This window comes from Polaribacter pacificus (assembly GCF_038024035.1).
Taxonomy (GTDB): Bacteria; Bacteroidota; Bacteroidia; order Flavobacteriales; family Flavobacteriaceae; genus Polaribacter; species Polaribacter pacificus.
Map to the genome: position 1 here is coordinate 1,215,136 of NZ_CP150664.1, position 21,425 is coordinate 1,236,560.

Genomic DNA, 21,425 nt, shown 5'->3' on the forward strand with positions numbered 1-21,425 from the left:
TTATTAAAAATGAAAAATATAACAAAAATAAAAGCACTAGTATTATTTACTGTATTCGCTACGTTTACAGCATGTGATACTGTTGATTTTGGCGATACTAATATCAGTCCAAACGCGCCAACTAAGGCATCAACAGCATTGTTGCTAACAAATGTTGAAAGATCTGTTGCGGGTTACACTACCCAGACTCTTCCAAATTTATACGCACAATATATTTCTGAAGGGCAATACCCTGAATCATCACAGTACCAAGATCAAAACTTTTCATATAGTGGAGTGTATGGTATTTTAACAGAAATTAAACGAATCGTTGAGTTAAACACCAACGACGAAACTAAAACTGATGCTGCGGCTAATGGGCCAAATGCAAATCAAATTGCAGCTGCATCTTTATTAAGAGTATATTACTTAAAGTATTCTGTTGAACGTTGGGGTATGATGCCTTATACTGAAGCATTAGAAGGATTAGCAAATCCATATCCAAAATTTGATGGTCAAGTAGATATCTACAAAGCCTTAATTGGAGAAATCGATGCTGCTTTAGCTTTAATTACTGCTGGAGACATTAGTGGAGATTACCTTTTTGATGGTAAAATGGCTACTTGGGCTAAATTTGGTAACACTATGAAAATGATCATGGCGTTGAATTTATCAAGAGCTGATGCTGCTACAGGTGCTGCTAAATTTAATGAAGCTTTAGGAAATACAATTTCTTCAAATGCTGAAAATTTAGTATACCCTTTCTTATCTGATGATGCAAACGATAATGCATGGCAAGATCGTTTCCAAACAAGAGTTGATTACTTAATTAGTGATACTTTTGCTAATGCATTGATCGGAGCAGGAACTTCTACAGCTCCTCAAGATCCACGTTTACCAAAAATGGCTGCAACTGCTAAGGATACTCCTACAGAATATGTTGGAGCGCCTTACGGAGCACAAAACACTGCATTAAATAGTTATTCATTTATTACAAGTGATATTATTTATGACGGTTCTAGAGACATGCCAATTTTTACATATGCTCAAGTTTTATTTTCTAGAGCTGAAGCTGCTGCTTTAGGTTGGACTACAGAAACTGCTGCTACTTTGTATACACAAGGAATCCAAGCTTCTATGGAGCAATGGGGTGTAGCTGCTGCTGACATCGCTACGTATGTTGCTGCTAAGCCATATGTTAATTCAAGTTCTATAGCTTACGAAAAGTGGGTTTCTATGTTCTTACAAGGATATGATTCTTGGACAGACTGGAGAAGAATGAAAGCACATGGATATGAGAAACCTTTAACTCCACCAGCAGTTATTTTAGGTGGTGCAACAGGTGTACCTAACAGACATGCATATGCTACAAACACAGCAAACTTGAATAAAGACAATTATGATGCTGCAATAGCAGTTCAAGGTGCAGATGATTTAAACACTGTTTTAGAGATGTTTAAATAAGCTTAACACCTTATATTAAAAAACTAAAACCTACTCTTTTTGAGTAGGTTTTTTTATGTTGGTATAGTTATTGCTAGATAATAATTATATATTTACACTTAAAACAAACTAAGATGAAACTAATTCAAAAAGTGCTCATAATGTTTTTAATTACATTATCAGCAAATTCAATCGCCCAAGGGTCAGACAACTCAGGAAACATTAATAGTGGATTTAGATTTGCAATTGATGATCAAAAAGGCCATCCTTTTTTAAAAAGTGATTGGTACGAAGGGAATTTTGTTAAAAATGATGGAACCACCTCTGATAAAATGCTCATAAATTATCAGATTGTAGATAATTTCCTTACAGTCATGAAAATGGAAGGTGGAGAGAAAATCTTTTTAAAAATTAACAATGATGATTATAAAGGTTTTGTAATTAAAGACAAGGATAATAAAGTATTTATCTACAAAAAGATAGAAGGTAATCTTTTTGATAGCAAAAAGAAAGAAGACAAGTTTTACTTAATGTCTAACCCACCTAAAAGCACCATAGTAATAGAGTCTACTAAAACATATAAGGACCCTAATGCAAGTGGATGGTCATCTTCAACAAACACAACCAAGAGAGGAGAATACAAGAGTTCAACTACAGCCTATGTTTTAAATAAAGATAATAAGTATGTAAAAGTAAAATACTCTACTTCTTCTATCGCCAAAGCTTTTTCTGACAAAAAGAAAGAAATAAAAGCTTTTATCAAAAAACAAAACATTAAGATTGATGACGCTGCAGATCTTATTCCTATTGTAGATTATTACTACAGCATAAAATAAACATAAAAAATACTCTCTTAAAAAGCACCCTCTATAGGGTGCTTTTTTTTGTTTAGTACTTAAAAGGAATAAGAATTAAACAAGAGAAACAAATATTGTTATACATAAAACATATGTTAAATTACCTTAAACAAATGTTAAACTTTATGTTAAAAAGATTTGGTAGTTTAACATAAATTTAAGATATTTGATTTAATCAATTCAAATAATTAAATGATGAAAACAAGGTTAAATGGAATGTTGACGCTATTATTAGCGTTGGTTGTGCAAATCGCATTTGCTCAACAAAGAACTGTAACGGGTACAGTTTCTGATGATTCTGGAGTACTGCCAAATGTTAGTATTTTGATTAAAGGCACTACTAATGGAACAGAAACCGATTTTGATGGAAAATACACTGTTAAAACAAAGACAGGCGATGTGCTTGTATTTAGTTTTGTAGGTATGAAATCAGTAGAAAGAACTGTTGGTAGTTCTAATGTCATAGATGTAAAACTAGTAGAGGATAGCAATATCTTAGACGAAGTAGTAATTCTAGGATACGGAACGAAAACAAAAAATGAGCTTACAGGTAGCGTTGTTACCGTAAAAGCAGATCAAATTAGAGATGTACCAGTACTTTCTGTTGATCAAGCATTACAAGGTAGAGTTGCCGGATTGCAAATATCGAGTACTTCTGGTACGCCTGGAGCAATTCAGGACATCCGTATTCGTGGTGCAGGATCATTAAGTGCAAGTAACTCACCACTATATGTTATCGATGGTGTACCAGTAGTTTCTGGTGACTTTTCTGGTAGTGGATCAAGTAGTTCATTAAGTGCATTAGTTTCTATCAACTCTAAAGATGTTGAAAGCATGACTGTTTTAAAAGACGCGTCTGCAACAGCAGCTTATGGTGCTAGAGGATCTAATGGGGTAATTGTAATTACAACAAAGAGAGGAAAGCAAGGAAAAGCAAGATTTTCATTCTCTAGTACTTTTGGATTTCAAAACGAAGCGAGAAACGAAAGAAGTTCATTAACTGCACATGAAAGAGCTACTTTGCTTGATGAAGCTGCATTTAACGCCTACGGGTCTTCTTTTAACTTTACAAAAGACAATGCTAGAGCCTTTGTAAAGCAATACAACTTAGGAGGGATTAATAGCTGGGATGAAACTTCAGAGTACAACTGGGGTGATCTAGTAGGTAATAAAGACGCTACTATTAAAGATTACAATATCTCAGTATCTGGAGGATCAGAAAAAACATCATACTATGCTTCATTAGGATATAATGAAACAGAAATGCTAGTTATCGGAGAGCCTTTTAAAAGAATCTCTGGATCTTTTAGTATGAATACAGAATTGAGAGAAAGTATTAAATTATCTCAATCTATAAATGTTTCAAACTCTAAGCAGAATCCAGTATTAGAGTTGGGTACCTTTTTTGGAAACCCATTCTTAACAAGATATTATATGAATCCATTTTTCAATCCATATAATGCAGATGGGACTTACAATATTACTGGTATTGGATCATTACACAATACACTATACAGAAATGAAAACGACGTGAAGTACAATAAGCTAACGCGTATGTCAAGTAATACAAAATTAGATTTTTCTTTACTAGAAAATTTAACATTCACTTCTAGAATGGGTCTAGATTTTGTATTGGCAGAATACAAATCATTTGACAACCGTTACAATGGTGATGGTGTTTCTGTAAATGGACGTGTAAGTATGTCTGACAACAAAAACTTTAACTGGGTGAGTCAAAACTCTTTAAACTATAAATTTAGTGTAGAGAAGCACAATTTTGATGTAACGGCTCTTTTTGAGTATCAAAAAAACCATCAAAATTTCTTATCTGGATATGGTGAAAACTTTTCTACAGATGGTTTAACTAACATCGCAAGTGCAGGTGCTAACTTTGACGCTTCTTCTAGTTATTCAGATTGGATCAACGTTTCTTATTTAGGAATGGTAAACTACAACTATGACAGTAAATATGTTGCTGACATCACGTACAGACGTGAAGGATCTTCTCGTTTTGGTGCCGGTCAACGTTTTGGAGACTTTGGTTCTGTAGGTGTTGCATGGAACGTACACCAAGAATCATTTATCGAAGATTCAGCTTTTAACACACTTCGTGCTAGAGCATCTTGGGGTATCACAGGTAACTCTGGAATAGGGATCAACTCATACCAAGCTTTATTGGCATACAATGCTGATTATGCTGGACAAGGAGCTATCTACCCTAGTCAATTAGGGAACCCATTATTATCTTGGGAAAAGGGAAATACTTTTGATTTAGGAGTTGATTTTGGACTTTGGGATAACAAATTGTCTGGTAACTTTTCTTATTTTAACAGAACTACATTTGATCTATTGCAAAGTGTACCCTTATCTCCTACTACTGGTTTTGGAGGTCAAACAACCAATATTGGTGAGGTTAAAAACACAGGGGTTGAAGTTGAGTTAAACTATGACATTATTAGAACTAAAGACTTTAACTGGTCTATCTCTGCGAATATGGGTACTGTAAATAACGAAATTACCAAATTGGCTAAGAATTCAATTGGTGATGATATAGATCCATTAGCAGGAAGTGTATACAAATCATCTGTTGTTGGGCAACCAATTTCTGGATGGACTATGAGAACTTGGGCAGGTGTAGATCCAGCAACTGGAGAGCCAAACTGGTATGTAGATGGTATTAGCGGTGCAGTAACTTCTAACTATAACTCTGCAGCTGTTGTATATCAAGGAGCTAGTGCATTACCAACCTATAACGGTGGTCTTTCTACTCACGTAGAAGTATTTGACTTCTTTTTTGACGCAACTGTATACTTTACAGGAGGTCATAAAGTTTACGAGCAATACGCACAACATTATTTCAGAACAAATAGTTTTACGCTTGGTTCATACAATGGTGTTAACGAATTGTTAGACAGATGGCAAAATCCAGGTGATGTAACCAATGTACCAAAATTGGTATACAATGGATCAGATAACTTTCACGCAACAAGTTCAAGACATTTATATGATGGTGATTACATGCGTTTAAGAGATGTAACTTTTGGGTACAAATTACCTAATAGCTTATTGAGTAAAATAGGTGTTGACTCTGCTACTTTTACAGTAAAAGGTACAAACTTATTTACATGGGTTAAGGATAGTGGTTTAAAGTTAGATCCTGAAGTACAAGCTACTGGGTATACAACTTTAACAACTCCTCCAGTAAAATCTGTTGTTTTTGGTATTAACATAAACTTTTAATTAAAATGAAAAAACTTATATATACAACATTTGCCGCTGTACTACTATTTACAGCCGCTTCATGTTCAGATTCAGATTTAGATCCTACATTGGCTCAATCAAAAGATTTAGAATCAAATGTAAAGTCTGCAGAAGACCTAAAGGGGATCTTATATGGCGCTTTAAACAGAATCTCATCGAGCACCTACTATGGTAGAGACTACATCATCATTAATGAAGTTCGATCAGACAATGCTTATTCAAATGGAAATTCTAACCGTTTTATCAACGAGGCTAGAATGGATATTTTACCAACACAGTCAAATGGTGTTTGGAGTCAACTGTATTCAGTGATTGGTTCTGCTAATATTATTATTAATGCAGCAGATATTACAGGAGATGCAGCCGAAATCAATCATTACAAAGGTCAAGCTTTAGCGATTAGAGCCTTAGCTCATTTTGATTTGGTAAAATTATATGGACAACAACACGTTACCGGTGGATCAGATTTAGGTGTTCCTTACGTAACCACGTTTAGAGATCCTGATAACTATTTTCCAACTAGAAAAACAGCTACAGAAGTTAAAACTTTAGCAATTGCAGATTTAGACCAGGCATTAACATTAATGTCTCCAGCATTGAATGATGCTACTAAACAGACAATCACCACACATGCAGCGAACGCTATTAAAGCAAAAATCGCATTGTATTTTGGTGATATGACTACTGCTAAAGATGCAGCATGGGCTGTGATCAATTCTCAAGCGTTTACCATTCCAGATGCTGCCGATTTTGCAGCTACTTGGTCTACTGATTCTGCTGCCAATTCAATTTTTGAAATTGCAGCAAGCCCAACAGACAATAGTGGAATTAATGGTTTGGCAAATATCTATAGAGGATCTACCTATGGCGATATTTCTATCTTACAAAATTTAAAAGATATTTATGACGCTAATGATGTTAGAGGTTCAGCAGCTTTTATTGGCTCAGATGCTCTAGGTATTAAAAATGTAGGAAAGTACCCAACTATGGGAACTTTTGACGATAACATTTCTGTTCTCAGATACGAAGAAATGGTATTAATATATGCAGAAGCTATTTTAGCAACAGATCCTGTAGGTTCTTTAACCTATCTTAATATGATTCCTGCAAAACGAAATGCAACAACATATTTAGTTTCGAGTCTTGACAATATTTTATTAGAAAGAAGAAAAGAATTTGCTTTTGAAGGAATGCGTTTTCACGATTTGGCAAGAACAGGAAAAGATATTCCTTTAGTAGATCCATTTAACCAAACTCACGGTGGAGCTACTTACGGAGATTTTAGATATGCATATCCAATTCCAAACGCAGAAGCGGATGTAAACTCTAATGTAGTTCAAAATAAAGGTTATTAATTATTTGAATATTTTGAATATTAAAAACCACCTCTTTTGAGGTGGTTTTTTTATATAAAAAAGTACCTTTGCAGCATGGAACATCAAACAGAGAACATTTTTGGAATTCGCGCAATCATAGAAGCAATTAATAGTGGATCTACGATTAGTAAAATTTATCTGCAAAAAGAGCTAAAAGGTCCATTGTTTTCAGAACTACACAGTTTGGTTAAAAGCAACGGAATAGCTACTAGCATGGTTCCTGTAGAAAAATTAGACAGACTTTCTAAACACAACAACCACCAAGGTGCAGTGGCTCAAATTTCTCCTATTGCTTTTTTTGATTTGGAAACATTGATAGAAAAAACAGTAGCCGAAGGTAAAACACCCCTGTTTTTATTATTAGACCAATTGTCAGATGTTCGAAACTTTGGTGCCATAATTAGAACCGCAGAGTGTACCGGAGTTAATGGTATTGTTATCCAAAAAAGTGGAAGCGCTCCTGTAAATGCAGAAACCATAAAAACCTCAGCTGGTGCAGCCTTTAAAGTACCTATTTGTAAAGTAGATCACCTAAAAGACGCCCTATTTGTTTTACAGGCCTCAGAGATTAAAACAGTTGCTGCCACAGAAAAAACCGAAGACTCTATCTTTGATGTTAACTTTAATCAACCCATTGCAATAATTATGGGATCTGAACACAGAGGTGTAAATCCTTCTATTTTAAAGATGGTTGATTACAAAGCAAAATTACCTTTGTTAGGAGAAATAGATTCTTTAAATGTATCTGTTGCTTGTGGAGCATTCTTATACGAAACTGTTAGACAGCGAATGCTTTAATCAGTTTCTAATTCATCGTTAGAATTATTAGGTGGATTAAAATTGCCGTCCTCATCAAAGAGCAAATCAAATTCTGTTTCTTGAAACTCTACCCTTTTCTGTATAATTCCTTTTTCTCTAAAATAAAAGGCAAACAGCAAACCTGAAAGAAACCCAGAGAGGTGACCTTCCCATGAGATTCCATCTTCTATTGGTAATACATACCAGACCATACTTCCGTATAAAAAAATCACAACCAAAGAAACAGCCACCAATTGATATTGCTTTTTAATTAAGCCACTAAAAAAAACAAAACTAAAGAGCAGGTAAACAATTCCGCTGGCACCAATATGATAGGCTTCTCTTGCAAACAACCATGTTAAAAATCCACTAAGGAGACCACCATAAACAAGCACAGACTTATAAACATCTTTATAGAAATAGACTAAACAGCTTAAGAGCACGAATAACGGAACTGCATTATTAAATACATGCATAGCGTCTCCATGAATAAAAGGAGCTGTTAGAAGCCCTCTGAGACCAATAAATTTTCTCGGATAAATACCAAAGTGATTAAAACTGGTATCAAAGTAAATTTCAAAAGCATAAATGAGCCAAATACTCACGATCGCAAGAAAAGGAATTAGAATATGGGGCTTAAAAAATGAGAATTTACTAGGCTCTTTCATACCCTTAAAGAAACAAAAATTCAACCAAAGTGTTAATTGCTGAAAATCTGTCATAAAACTTTCCTATTTTTACTCTATGAATGAACCTTTAGCTGAAAGAATCAGACCAAAAACTCTTGAAGATTACATAAGCCAACAACATCTGGTTGGTGATAAAGGAATATTAACCCAACATATTAAGCAGGGTATCATTCCTTCTTTAATTTTATGGGGGCCTCCTGGAATTGGAAAAACAACCTTGGCCAACATTATCGCCAAAGAATCAAACCGTCCATTTTACACATTGAGCGCTATTAGCTCTGGAGTAAAGGATGTACGTGAAGTTATTGAAAAAGCCAAGCAAAGTGGAGGTTTGTTTACTCAAAAAAATCCAATTCTTTTTATTGATGAGATTCATCGATTTAGCAAATCTCAACAAGATTCTTTGTTGGGAGCAGTAGAAAAAGGCTGGATTACACTCATAGGAGCAACAACAGAAAACCCGAGTTTTGAGGTCATTCCTGCCCTCCTATCAAGATGTCAAGTCTATATTTTAAATTCTTTTGACAAAGATGATTTGGTTTCTCTCCTCTATCGAGCAATAGAAAAAGATCCTTTTATCGCTAAGAAAAAAATAACACTTAAAGAGACTGATGCCCTGCTACAAGTTTCAGGTGGTGATGCCAGAAAACTCTTAAATATTTTTGAACTGTTAGTTGCGTCAGAAGACCAAATTGAGATCACCAATAAGCTGGTACTTGAGAAGATTCAAAAAAATACAGTTCGGTATGACAAAACTGGTGAACAGCATTATGATATTGTATCTGCCTTTATCAAATCAATTAGAGGTAGTGATCCCAATGCTGCTGTGTATTGGCTCGCAAGAATGATTGAAGGTGGAGAAGATGTGAAATTTATCGCTAGAAGGCTCCTAATTTTAGCTTCTGAAGATATCGGAAACGCTAATCCTACCGCACTTATACTGGCTAATAACACCTTTCAATCGGTGACCGCAATCGGCTATCCAGAGTCTCGAATCATCTTGAGTCAATGTGCTATCTACTTAGCAAACTCTGCTAAAAGCAACGCTTCTTATATGGCGATAAACAAAGCTCAGGAACTCGTAAAAAAAACAGGCGATTTATCAATTCCTTTGCATTTGAGAAATGCTCCAACAAAATTAATGAAAGACTTAGATTACGGGAAAAACTATCAATACGCCCATAACTATGAGCAAAACTTTGTAGAACAAGAGTTTTTACCAGATGAAATTTCCAATACTAAATTGTACGAACCAGGAAACAATCAACGAGAAAATGCTTTTAAGGAACTTTTGAAAGCTCGATGGAAAAACAAGTATGATTATTAAAATTTAATTTGATATTTCTTAACAAGAAGCTGGTCATTTTCATAATACTCAGCTATCCACAATTGATCATTGCCTTTATATAATAAACCATTCTTTCCTTTGAGTATAAAAACAGTAGGCTGATTGGTTTTTAAGACAGTAAACACACTATTAGAAGCCTCATCTAACAATTGATACCCATTTACAATTGCCTTTGCAGCTAAAACAACATCAACCTTTTTTACAGCTAGATTTTTTGTTATAACCTTAGCAATTACAGCATCTTTAGCCACTGGTTTTGGTACATATTGATACTTTAATTTTTCTATAGACAGAAACGCTTCTCTAATGGCTTCATGGTAGGCTTTTTTAAACTCTTTCTCCTTACTAGACCCAAGCTCACTAGTATATACAACCTTATTATTACAATCTTTTAAAACAACATTTACTCGAATTCTAAGAAAACCAGAACTCTCCGTTAGCTCTGCATACAAAGCATTACAGCGATTCATATTTAAATCATCTGGCAACACATCAGAACTTAAAAAAGCAGTAAAACCGTACTTATTAAAAAGAAACTTGGTTAATGAACTGGTTTGATACTTATCTGTTCCTTTTAAAAAATCAAACTTATCAGAAACCACTACATACTTATAATTATTGACGGTACTTTGCGCAAAAACATGTGCAGTAAACAACACCAGCACCAAAGTAATATATTTTTTCATTTTTATTCTATTATAAGGTTTATTCCTGTCTGAAAAGAGACCACTCTTGAGTTTTCAATTTTTGAAATTTCAAAAATATTATCAATCATTCCATACCATTGAAATTTGCCAAAGGTTGCAGAAACAGCGACACCTATATTTGACAACGATAAATCATCTATGGTGTAGGTTACTTTTGTCTGAAAATTATCCCCAATCTTTTTCTCATAAAAAGCAGTCATACTAACTAGGTTTTGTAGTGGCCTAGACACCACATACATTTGAGCTCCAACAGTAGTATCATAATACCCTTTTAGATTGGTTACAAAACAATCCTGAATCACTTTATTTCCAAAACTGTAGCTTATAGATGCATTCCATTTAGCAGGCCTCCAAGCAGTATAAATTTCGTCATTATTTTCTTGAACGACACCGGTATTAAATTCATTTTTTAAGTTCTCCCAATAATCTATTGGATTGCTTATACTGTTTAAGATATTAACCCCATCAAAAGAATAATCTCCTTTTACATAGGTGTTTTTAACGTTCTTAACATAATTAATATAACCAATATCTAAAACGCTACCAGTAATTTGCGTCTGAGCAGAAAAATGGTAGGTAAATCCAAGATCAAACCCCACCCCTCTATTTTCTCCAAAAAATGAATTTGAAAACACATCTGATGAAGAAACAGAAGAACGACCGGTTTTATCATAAAAACCACTCGTATGAACTTCTACATTGACATTTTCAAGTTGGTGCTGATAAATATTACTACCTGCTTCACGGGTGGTAAACGTTCCAGAATTCCCCTTTGAAAAAACATTCATAGCACCTGAATAAAGTTTTAAACGAGCTCCTATATTTAATTTCTCATTTATTTTACTAGAGATCCCTACATGTAAAACTCCCAACACATCTCCTTCTGCTCTAATTTGTGATAAATCAAAGGCATGGTTGAGATATGGAGTAGTTCCTTTTAAAAAAAACTGCATGACATCTTTAGGAAAATACCCTGTCACATCAAGTTCTTCATAAAAACCCATACTTAGATAAGACCGATCATTAAGTCGATACCCAAAATTAAATACTTCTATGTTTGCATTAACATTTAAATAATCTGTACTTCTAAGTGCATTTGTTAACGTATTTAACTTATCTACAAATGGTATCCCGTCTTTTAAAAACAAGTTAGACAAAGTACCTTGAGTCGCTCCTGCGCCAAAAGACAACCTCGAAAGAAATGGCACCCCTAAATGATATCTTAAATTGGTCTCAGCTCCAGGGTTTAAAAGTAGTGTTTGAGGTAAGTCGGCAAAACCATATAACAGCTTGTCTGATTGGGATTGAACATTAAGGCTAATCAAACAAATGACTAGAGCTGCAAATTTTTTTAAAGTCATTTTTATTGAATTTTTAAGTAAAAGTCAGCACCAGATTTAAAACTCAAAACCTTTTGATCTGTAATGTCTAGGATTGAACCATCACTACTCGGTTTTAACTGGATACTCACTTTTAATTTTGTGGAGGTTAAAAATTCTGGACTGTTTGCAATATTGATTGTAAAACGCTGCTCATAATTTGTAGCATTCCCTGGTACTTCTATAGGATCTATTTGTTGAACAACCTTATCTTGATTGTCTAAAAAATCAAGCTCAATCTTAAAATCTCTATTAAATTGATTCTCTACCTTAAAAAGTATCTCAACTTTTTCAAGCTGATTTTGCATCGTTTTGTTATTTAACAACGAAAATGCAAGCGTATCTGAAACCTCAAGAACTTCTGTGTTTTGAAAGACAAATGCAGTTTGATTTAAATCAAAATACATTAACGTTGCTGTATACATAGGCTTAAATTCAAAACCTTTGCTTTGATCAAAATCAAGATCCTTAACACAAGAAACCATTAAAAGGACGAGGCCTAGATAACATATTTGGGGGATGTTTTTTTTCATTTTTATTTGTATTTTGCTAGAAAGAACTTCTTAAAGATAATTCTTTATCTCTAATAATTTTGACACAGAGGTATACTTTTTGTTTTTTGGTGAATTTTCTTCAATACTAAAATGTATTCCAGTCATTCCACATTCTAAGGCTCCTAAAACATCAGCTTCAAGATTATCTCCTATCATAATACTTTTCTCTGCGGTAGTATTTGCTAGTTCCATTGAATAGTTAAAAACTCTTGGGTTTGGCTTTTTTAGCCCTACAGACTCTGAAGTAACTATATGTTTAAAATAGTGTTTAATACCAGATTGATCCAATTTAAGCTGTTGAACGCCCTCAAAACCATTGGTAATAATATGCATTTGATATTTTGGCTGTAAATAATCTAACAACTCTATTGTTCCTTCAAATAGATGGTTCTTTGTGGGTAGGATTCTAATATATTCCTCTGACAAAAACTCAATCAAATCTTGTGAATAGGCAATCTGAAGTCGATTAAAAGTATCCTCCAAGCGCCCAAACCTTAGCTGCTCTTTTGATATCTTTTCTTCTCTAAACTGTTTCCAATAATCAAAGTTAATTGGTGTGTATACGTTTAAAAAATCATCCACAGAACAATCAACATCTGTATCCTTAAGGATCTGCTGAAAAGTCAACTGAGAGTTCTTTTCAAAATCCCATAAGGTATGATCTAAATCAAAAAACACATGTTCTATTTGCATCGGCTCAAAAATAGCAATATAATCCTAAGTGAAAAACTCTTTAAGTCTTTATATTTGTAAAAACACATTTTAGATCTTGACAAAAAAGTTGCATATTTTATTTCTGTGTAGTTGGTTCCCTACTAGAGTATTAAAAACCAGTGGCGACTTTATCCAAAGGCACGCTGAAGCAGTTTCTTTGCTACATAGAGTTTCTGTACTTCACATTATCAGCGACCAAAGCATTTCAAAACCAGAAATAACAATAAGCCAACAAAAAAACCTTACTGTCTATACAGGTTACCTTCCAAAAACCAAAAACCCACTGCACAAACTCATCGCATACCTAAGCATTACAAGAAAGCTTTTAAAAAGAATTGACTCTTTTGATGCGGTTCATCTAAATCGAATCTATCCATTGGGATTTATAGCGCTCTACTTAAAATGGTTTAAAAGCATTCCGTACATCATTTCTGAACATTGGACAGGCTTTTTATCAGAAAGAGCAGACCAGCTTAACGCTTTTGAAAAACAAGTAACAAAACTAATTGTATCAAGAGCTTCTGTGGTCTGCCCTGTGAGTAAATTTTTAGAAAAATCCATGCTTCAATTAAATTTTAAAGGCCACTACAGTTGCGTGGGCAATGTGATTGACAATACCCTTTTTAAACCAGGAAACAAGCTAGACCAACCCTATAGTTTGGTACACGTCTCCAATCTTAGAGATGCTCAAAAAAACATCACAGGGATGCTGCATGTGGCTAAAATATTAGAAAATCAGATAGGCACTTTTACTTGGAATTTTATCGGTGGAAACGCAGATGAGTATCAAGATTTAATCACAAAACTCAACTTTACAAAAGCCAATATTTTTTTTGAAGCCCACCTAAATCACAAAGAACTTGCCCAACGCTTACAGCAAGCAGACCTTTGTATTTCTTTTAGCAATTATGAAAGTTTTGGCATAGTAATCCCAGAAGCGATTTTGTGCAACACTCCTGTAATTGCAACACAAACAGGCATCGTAAATGAACTTCCAAAAAGCACCTCGCTTCAATTAATTTCAGTGGGTGATGAAGCAGCCTTAGAAGCGGCTATACTACAACAAAAGACAAAAAGAAACATAGAAGAACCCTCTGAGTTGCAAGCTTATATTCAAAAGAAGTATAGCAAAGATGAGATTGCTAAAGAATTCTCTAAGCACTATTTCAACTCTTTAAAACTGCTTTAATGAATTTGCTAAAAAACTATATCCAAAATTTTCTTTCACGAGCAGGGAGTTATGTCTTTATAACTACTATTATAGCAAGATTATTTTCTTTTTTAGCTTCATGGATCGCGGTTCAGTTGATTCCTAACAACAAACTCGGGGTTGTGCTATTTGCATTTTCTATTATCGCTTTTGTTTTTCCTATTGCAGGTCTTGGCCTTCATCAGAGCTATTTGCGATTTGGCGCCCTGTTAAAAACTAATCAAGAAAAAGAAGCCCTCTTTGTCTATGTTTTTAAAAAGGGTATTAGGGCGACAATTATAATAATTCTGTCTATCATTGTTCTAAGCTATTTTTTCCCTTTTACTTTTGAAGATAGTTTTTACTATATCACTTTTTTATCCTTAGCACTTCTCCCTTCTTATGTCTTTGAATTGATCAAAATACAATTTCGATTGCAATATAAAAACAAAGAATTTGCCTATACAGAAATTGTTTACAACTTACTCTTAGTAATCTTTGTAGGAGCACTTAGTTACTTTTACAAAGAAAAGGGCTATGCAGCTGCTTTGGTGCTCACTCCTCTACTCGCCTGCTTGTATTACGTTAAAAAATTGCCTTTTAAAAAAACAAAGAAGACAGACCTGTCAACAAAATCAAAAGATTTCTGGTCATATGGAATCTTTGCTAGCCTTTCTAATGTAGTAACTCAATTACTCTTTGTAATTGATATATTATTAATTGGGTATTTGCTAAATGATGCTGAATTGGTTACCGTTTATAAATACCTTTCTTTAATCCCATTAAGTCTGCTGTTTTTACCGAGAGTGTTTATCAATACAGATTTTGTCCATTTTACAGCAAATATTAAAGACCTTGGGTATATTAAAAATTATATAAAAGGCTATCTGATCTTGTTTGGTGCTATTAGTTGCCTTTTAATTCTTTTTTTTAACCTAAGCGCTAGCGCAATTCTACAGTTCTTTGACCCTACATTTTCTAAACACGAAGACAGCTTTATGATATTGCTTTACGGAGTAGTTGGCATCCTCTTTTTACGAGGTCTTTTTGGTAATTTGCTTTCATCCATTGGCAAAGCACACCTAAACCTATACATTACCCTAGCAGCGCTTATACTCAATATTTGTGCAAATTTGTATATGATTCCTAACTACGGAATTAAAGGCGCAGCCATTACCTCTGCATGCCTAATGTGGATTACGGGAATTCTATCTTTTGTCCTTTTTATGTATTGCTATAAGAGTGATTTTTTAAATAAAAAGTAAGTTTCTTTCTGAGCTCCAAAGCTTTTAAAAAAAGAAGCAATTGTTGGAATCATAGAGCCTTCAAAATCAAAAATAAAAGCTGTTTCCGAATGATTTTTAATCAAATTATCAATAAGCAATGTGGGTACTTGTTGTTGCTTCCCCTTTGGATGCATAGCAGAAAACAAATAGGTAATTCGATGGTCGTGAATTACAAAAACGGAGCCTCCAATCAACTGTTCTTGTTCATACAACCCTAAGATGCTGACTTTAGATTTTTTAGCTAGCGTTGCAACTAGCTTTGCGAGATTTTCAAAATCTTTTTCTTTTAACTCTGGATATTGATAATGCGTTTTTGCCAACTGAATCAGCTCATCAAATTGGATAGGCTCTAGGACTAGGTTTTGTTTTAACCCTTTGTTTAATGCGTGCTTTCTTCCTTTATTGTACTCTTTATATAGGTTAACATAGGGTTTATTTAAAGAAATGATGTAATTGGTTTTAGCAACACATTTTTTTTGACAAAAATCATTTAATGAATTTAGTTGTAAACTAACTTTAACAAAGCGTTTAGGAATTGCTTTGACAAAAGAACTAAAATCATCTTCACTTAAATCAGAGAATGAAAATACGCCCAATTGCTGCGTAAAAAAAGGCTGAGAAATAACTGCTAAACCGAATTTTCTTTTCCATGGCAAAGGCATTACAGCTGTGTAATCATCGAGTACTAATACACCCCACTGCTCACAAACACAATCTAAATACCAACTATATGCATAGACCCTACTCTGAACCGAATTGCGAATGCAGTTGTTGTATTTTTCATCGTCTAGCTGAGCTCTATTTACATAACGAATCATCTTAAGAAGTTGCAATTTTTATCATAGATGCATACACTCTTTTCCAACCTCTCCAACGTAAATAATCACTCATACTTTCATTGTGAAAAAGCGTCACAAAGGTTCCGTTTACTGCTTTAACTTCATTCCTTAAATCTCTAATTTTTCCTAAAGATTGCTTGGGCGTTAAACCTAAATAATCATTTAAGGTGGTGTCCATCAAAGCAAAGGGCACAATTTTTAAAGGGGTTTGTATTTCAAAATCCAAATCATAAAAATAAAAAGGCGTACAGGTACTTGCTCTAAAACCCACATGACTCGCATAGCCCATAGAATAATCTTCAGCAACCTCTAGGTCAATTAAATTTTGATAGGTTTCTGGCAAACTAAAACGCAAAAAATGCTGTCTTGATTTGTCTACAGATCTATTTAGAATATCCTCCAAACGATCTTTTTCTTTTTTAAGCATCACCTCATCTTTCATGGTAAAGTAAGAGGGATGCAAACCTACTTTTGCATAATCAGCTATGTTCTTTATTAACAGTCTAAACTTTCCTTTAGAAGCAGAAACATTGGTATCAAAAGTAGTATAATCTCCTATCAAAAAAAAGAAAAGTAATTTATGCTGGTAGTTTTTTTGAAGTTTTAAAACCTGATCAAAAGTATTGTATTGATCCTTTTTTATATTGGTCAATACTGCAAAGCGATTCCATACGTTTCGCAACCTAAAACCACTTAAATCTTTTAAAAAACCTCCAATAGTCCTCACCAAACTCTTGTGCTTAAAGGCAAAGGCATTGTCTACATCAACTGTAGAGATAAACTTGTATTCTCTAGTTTTATAGGCATAGTCCGGGAATCTTTCTTTTAGTTTTTCAAGAAATTTTAAAGCCCAAATATCTACAAGTGGTTTTTCTAAAAAACCGTTTTGGAAGGCAAAACTTTGTTTGGCAGTAAATCGGTCGTGCTCATCACGAACTTGTGGAAGGTATTCTTCATAGCGACTAATCAGATAGAAACTTGCTGCAAAAATATCAAAAGGGAGCGCGGACTTAGAACCTGTATTAAAAAAGCAAGGAGTGTCTTCCCAAGAAAATACAGTGATATCTATATCGTTTACACCCTGCTCAAACAACAAATCATTGCTACGGATAAAAAACTCATTTCCTAAGGGTGTTTTAGAATAGGTCATTTTTAAACCATTATGCGCAATAAACTCTTCTACAACAGAAGTAAAACCAACTGGTATTTGCAATATTCGACTAAAAATATGCTTAAAAATATAGCGTAATCTGGGTGTAACCTTATGCGTGTATACGAGTATCAAGATAGCTTTTATTTTAGATGGATTGGTTTATTTTACAATAACGACTGGTCTGCAAAGCTAAAATAATCTTTTTGAGTGATAATTAAGTGATCCAGTAATTTTATCTCTAACAAGGCTCCTGAATCTTTAATTTTTTGAGTTAAAAGCAGATCAGAATTACTGGGTTTTAATTTACCCGAAGGATGATTATGTGCCACGATAATAGCCACTGCAAAAAGTTCAAGTGCTTTTTTAAACAGCAACCGAACATCAACCATAGTGGCAGTTAACCCGCCTTTACTTAATTGTTCTTTGGCTACCACTCTATTTGAATTGTTTAAGTATAAAACCCAAAACTCTTCGTGTTGTAACTCATTTAACAAAGGCTGTAGTATGGTAAAAACATCAGAGCTGCTTTTAATTACAGGCTTTACTTCTTGCTGTTCAAAATGTCGTCTTCTACCTAGTTCTAAACTCGACACGATGCTAATCGCTTTTACAGCACCAATGCCTTTAAACTTAGTAAGCTGACCTATAGACAGCTTAGAAAGCTCTTGGATGTTGTTGTTTACAGAACCTAAAATTCGTTTACTGAGCGCAAGCGCACTCTCTTCTCTGTTGCCAGATCCAATAACAATAGCTAAAAGTTCGGCATCTGTTAAAACTGCCTTCCCTTTTGCCAATAATTTTTCTCGAGGGCGATCGTCTAAAGACCATGCCTTAATTGGTATTGTGTTCATTTTCAATGCTTTTTTTTTATTTAAAGATACACATATTCAATTATCAAACTTTAAAATATGAAGGGTTTTTTTGCAGATACAGTTAAAGAGTAATACCTTTGCATACTATATTTCATTAGATACATATATGAAAATTATAATAGCTGGGGCTGGCGATGTTGGTTTCCATTTAGCTAAATTATTATCGTACGAAGCACAAGACACTTATATTGTTGATTTTGACGGTGATAAATTAAACTATATCAACAACCATTTAGATGTATTTACCAAAAAAGGTGATGCAACTTCCATTTCTTTGTTAAAAGAAATCGGGATTGACTCTGCTGATTTACTACTTGCTGTTACAGAATCTCAAAACACCAACTTCACCATCGCTGTGATTGGAAAAGCATTGGGAGTTAAAAAAACCATTGCCAGAATTGACAATCCAGAATTTTTAAGAACAAAAGATATTGACTTTAAAAAGTTTGGTATTGACTTTATGATTTCTCCTCAAGAATTGGCTGCTAATGAAATTAAAATGCTTCTTAATCAGTCTTGTTTTAATGATACGGTGCAATTTGAGAGTGGTTTGTTTAATGTAATGGGTAGTTTGTTAACCTATAAATCTCCCATCGTAAACTTAAGCGTTAAAGAAGCCAAAGACAAATTCTCAGATATTGATTTTGTGACTATCGCAATTAAAAGAGAGGGTCATTCTCAAACTATTATCCCAAGAGGGGATACTGTTTACAACATCAATGATCAAGTCTATTTTTCTACACCTAAAGAGAGTATCCAAAAATTACATGCTTTAAATGGTCAAGAAAAATTAGACATTAAAAATGTCATGATTTTAGGAGGAAGTAGCATTGGTTACAAAACGGCTAAAAAGTTATGTAGAGAAAATTTTAAGGTAAAACTTATAGAAAAAGATAAAGAGAGAGCACTTCAGTTAGCTGAAGAACTAAACAATGTGTTGGTTATAAATGGTGACGGTAGAGAATTAGAGTTATTAGAAGAAGAAAGCATTCGCGAGATGGATGCCTTTATCGCAGTAACAGGGGATTCTGAAACCAACATTATGTCTTGTTTGGTTGCCAAATCAAAAGGAATTAAAAAAACAATTGCCCTAGTTGAGAATATAGACTACATCAATATTTCTCAAACCATTGGTATTGACACCTTGATAAATAAAAAATTATTGGCTGCTAGTAGCATCTTTAGACATATTCGAAAAGGTGAAATTTTAGCCCTTGCCAATTTACACAATATTGACGCTGAGGTTTTAGAATTTGAAACCCACAACAACGCCAAAGTAACTAGAAAGCCTATCCGAGAATTAAAATTCCCTCGAGAAGCTGTTTTTGGCGGAGTGATAAGAGATGGAAAAGCACTAATGCCTTATGGTCATTTTCAAATCCAAGATGGAGATAAGGTAATTGTCTTTTGTCTTCCAGAAGCAATAACCGTGGTCGAAGAGATGTTTAAACCACAATAGATGTACAGCCACAATCTTAATTTAAAAATTATTTATCGTTTTCTTGGCTTAACATCCATGTTAAACGGTGTCTTTATGCTTATTGCGGTACCTTTTAGCTTGTATCATCAAGAAGAAGCTTATAAAGGAATTTTAACCGGAGGGATTGTTACCATTGCGATTGGTTTATTATTGTATTTTTTTAACAAACCAACCTCTACCAATATTCAAAAAAAAGAAGGATATCTTATTGTTACATTAGGTTGGCTAATTCTTTCATTTACAGGAATGTTGCCCTATTTATTTTCGGGATCCATCCCCAATATTTCCAACGCTTTTTTTGAAACTATTTCTGGTTATTCTACTACAGGATCTTCTATCCTTACAGATATTGAATCCATGCCAAAAGGAATTTTGTTTTGGAGAAGTGCTACTCATTGGATAGGTGGTATGGGGATCATTGTACTTACGATTGCGATTTTACCACTCTTAGGGATTGGAGGAATGCAATTGTTTATGGCAGAAGCTCCAGGTCCCTCTACAGACAAGCTACATCCACGAATATCAGACACCGCCAAAAGACTGTGGTTAATATATGTAATCTTAACTTTTAGTGAATTCTTTTTACTAAAACTTGCCGGGATGACTTGGTTTGATGCAATTAATCACGCTATGGCGACCATGAGCACAGGAGGTTTCTCTACAAAAAATGACAGTGTCGCATATTACAACGCAATGCCACTTGTGCAATACATCATCATCTTTTTTATGTTTGTGGCTGGAACCAATTTTGTCTTGTCCTATTTTGCGCTTAAAGGTCAATTTCAGAAAATCTTTAAGAGTGAAGAATTTAAATATTATTTGATTGGTTTCATTGGATTAACCTTTGTTATAGCAACCATCATTTTGTTTTTCCAGAACCCAGATCTAGAAACTACCATAGAGCATCCGATGATTTACGGAAAGGTTGAAAGTGCTTTTAGGCATGCTGCTTTTCAGGTAATCTCTGTGATTACTACCACTGGTTTTGTCAGTGCTGATTTTACCATGTGGAGTTTCTTTGCAACCGCTATTTTCTTTTCTTTATTTTTTGTGGGTGGTTCTGCAGGTTCTACCAGTGGTGGTGTTAAGATTGTTCGACACATTATTATGCTTAAAAGCAGTTTTTTAGAGTTTAAAAAAGCCTTGCACCCAAACGCAATCATTCCGGTTAGATATGACGAAAAACCTGTTAATCAAACCATTGTATTTAATATTATTTCCTTTTTTATCATCTACATGCTCATCTTTGTGGTGTCTTCTACTATTTTAACTCTGATGGGTTTAGATTTTATATCAGCACTTGGAGCTGCTGGATCATCACTAGGAAATATTGGACCCGCTTTGGGTTCTGTGAGTCCTGTTGATAATTATGCACATTTATCTGATCCTGCAAAATGGTTTTGTTCTTTTTTAATGCTTATTGGACGTCTAGAACTCTTCACTGTTTTAATCTTATTCTCTCCATTTTTCTGGCGTAAAAACTAGATTTTCAGCGATTTAA

The 21,425-nt window shown here is 34.2% G+C and carries 18 protein-coding genes; 10 read left to right on the forward strand and 8 right to left on the reverse strand.

Annotation, left to right across the window (positions count from 1 at the left end; all coding sequences use genetic code 11):
• Window positions 1–9 precede the first annotated feature (9 nt).
• The 5 genes from WHC90_RS05555 to rlmB all read left to right on the forward strand — a co-directional run bounded on the left by WHC90_RS05555 (window position 10) and on the right by rlmB (window position 7,714).
• Entirely contained in the window at window positions 10–1,443 is a 1,434-nt protein-coding gene (locus WHC90_RS05555) for a SusD/RagB family nutrient-binding outer membrane lipoprotein (RefSeq protein ID WP_188597495.1), read from the forward strand.
• A gap of 113 nt (window positions 1,444–1,556) precedes the next feature.
• A complete protein-coding gene (locus tag WHC90_RS05560) occupies window positions 1,557–2,258 on the forward strand; it encodes a hypothetical protein (protein WP_188597496.1) in 702 nt (233 codons plus the stop codon).
• Between the two features lie 213 nt (window positions 2,259–2,471).
• Window positions 2,472–5,519 (forward strand): SusC/RagA family TonB-linked outer membrane protein, encoded by a 3,048-nt coding sequence (locus tag WHC90_RS05565; protein WP_229664869.1) that lies wholly within the window; start codon window positions 2,472–2,474, stop codon window positions 5,517–5,519.
• A gap of 5 nt (window positions 5,520–5,524) precedes the next feature.
• A complete protein-coding gene (locus WHC90_RS05570) occupies window positions 5,525–6,895 on the forward strand; it encodes a RagB/SusD family nutrient uptake outer membrane protein (RefSeq protein WP_188597497.1) in 1,371 nt (456 codons plus the stop codon).
• A 75-nt stretch (window positions 6,896–6,970) separates the two neighbouring features.
• The gene (gene rlmB, locus WHC90_RS05575; RefSeq protein ID WP_188597498.1) at window positions 6,971–7,714 is read left to right on the forward strand and encodes a 23S rRNA (guanosine(2251)-2'-O)-methyltransferase RlmB; all 744 of its coding nucleotides are present in this window, start codon (window positions 6,971–6,973) and stop codon (window positions 7,712–7,714) included.
• Here the strand turns inward: rlmB and WHC90_RS05580 are convergent.
• Entirely contained in the window at window positions 7,711–8,436 is a 726-nt protein-coding gene (locus WHC90_RS05580) for a rhomboid family intramembrane serine protease (RefSeq protein ID WP_229664870.1), read from the reverse strand. The two genes, rlmB and WHC90_RS05580, sit on opposite strands and share 4 nt — an antisense overlap.
• Before the next feature lie 22 nt (window positions 8,437–8,458).
• Here WHC90_RS05580 and WHC90_RS05585 point away from each other — a divergent pair, with 22 nt between their 5' ends.
• Window positions 8,459–9,730, forward strand: coding sequence for a replication-associated recombination protein A (locus WHC90_RS05585; RefSeq protein WP_188597499.1), 1,272 nt, complete (start codon window positions 8,459–8,461; stop codon window positions 9,728–9,730).
• Here WHC90_RS05585 and WHC90_RS05590 read toward each other — a convergent pair.
• Genes WHC90_RS05590 through WHC90_RS05605 form a run of 4 tightly spaced genes read right to left on the reverse strand, consistent with a single transcriptional unit; the run spans window position 9,727 to window position 13,084 of the window.
• Window positions 9,727–10,437 (reverse strand): hypothetical protein, encoded by a 711-nt coding sequence (locus WHC90_RS05590; protein WP_188597500.1) that lies wholly within the window; start codon window positions 10,435–10,437, stop codon window positions 9,727–9,729. The genes WHC90_RS05585 and WHC90_RS05590 overlap by 4 nt on opposite strands.
• A 2-nt stretch (window positions 10,438–10,439) precedes the next feature.
• Entirely contained in the window at window positions 10,440–11,819 is a 1,380-nt protein-coding gene (locus WHC90_RS05595; RefSeq protein ID WP_188597501.1) for a DUF5723 family protein, read from the reverse strand.
• Between the two features lie 2 nt (window positions 11,820–11,821).
• Window positions 11,822–12,370: a hypothetical protein gene (locus WHC90_RS05600; RefSeq protein WP_188597502.1), complete on the reverse strand. Its 549-nt coding sequence runs from the start codon at window positions 12,368–12,370 to the stop codon at window positions 11,822–11,824.
• A gap of 30 nt (window positions 12,371–12,400) precedes the next feature.
• A complete protein-coding gene (locus WHC90_RS05605; protein WP_188597503.1) occupies window positions 12,401–13,084 on the reverse strand; it encodes a YjjG family noncanonical pyrimidine nucleotidase in 684 nt (227 codons plus the stop codon).
• A gap of 76 nt (window positions 13,085–13,160) precedes the next feature.
• On the opposite strand from WHC90_RS05605, the gene WHC90_RS05610 reads away from it, so the two are divergent.
• A complete protein-coding gene (locus tag WHC90_RS05610; RefSeq protein ID WP_188597504.1) occupies window positions 13,161–14,294 on the forward strand; it encodes a glycosyltransferase family 4 protein in 1,134 nt (377 codons plus the stop codon).
• Window positions 14,294–15,559, forward strand: coding sequence for a polysaccharide biosynthesis C-terminal domain-containing protein (locus WHC90_RS05615; protein WP_188597505.1), 1,266 nt, complete (start codon window positions 14,294–14,296; stop codon window positions 15,557–15,559). The genes WHC90_RS05610 and WHC90_RS05615 overlap by 1 nt, the downstream gene beginning before the upstream one ends.
• Here the strand turns inward: WHC90_RS05615 and WHC90_RS05620 are convergent.
• From WHC90_RS05620 to radC, 3 genes are read right to left on the reverse strand one after another with little or no spacing between them, the layout of a single operon-like run.
• Window positions 15,529–16,398 carry a GNAT family N-acetyltransferase gene (locus tag WHC90_RS05620; RefSeq protein WP_188597506.1) on the reverse strand — a complete coding sequence of 290 codons (870 nt, stop codon included), beginning with the start codon at window positions 16,396–16,398 and terminating at the stop codon, window positions 15,529–15,531. The genes WHC90_RS05615 and WHC90_RS05620 overlap by 31 nt on opposite strands.
• A 1-nt stretch (window position 16,399) precedes the next feature.
• Window positions 16,400–17,704, reverse strand: a complete 1,305-nt coding sequence (locus WHC90_RS05625) for a polysaccharide deacetylase family protein (RefSeq protein ID WP_188597507.1) — start codon at window positions 17,702–17,704, stop codon at window positions 16,400–16,402.
• Window positions 17,705–17,736: 32 nt separating this feature from the next.
• Complete coding sequence (radC, locus tag WHC90_RS05630) at window positions 17,737–18,423, reverse strand: RadC family protein (RefSeq protein ID WP_188597508.1); 687 nt, start codon at window positions 18,421–18,423, stop codon at window positions 17,737–17,739.
• 127 nt (window positions 18,424–18,550) lie between these two features.
• Here radC and trkA point away from each other — a divergent pair, with 127 nt between their 5' ends.
• Window positions 18,551–19,903, forward strand: coding sequence for a Trk system potassium transporter TrkA (trkA, locus tag WHC90_RS05635; protein WP_188597509.1), 1,353 nt, complete (start codon window positions 18,551–18,553; stop codon window positions 19,901–19,903).
• A complete protein-coding gene (locus tag WHC90_RS05640; protein WP_188597510.1) occupies window positions 19,904–21,409 on the forward strand; it encodes a TrkH family potassium uptake protein in 1,506 nt (501 codons plus the stop codon).
• The last annotated feature ends 16 nt before the right edge of the window (window positions 21,410–21,425 follow it).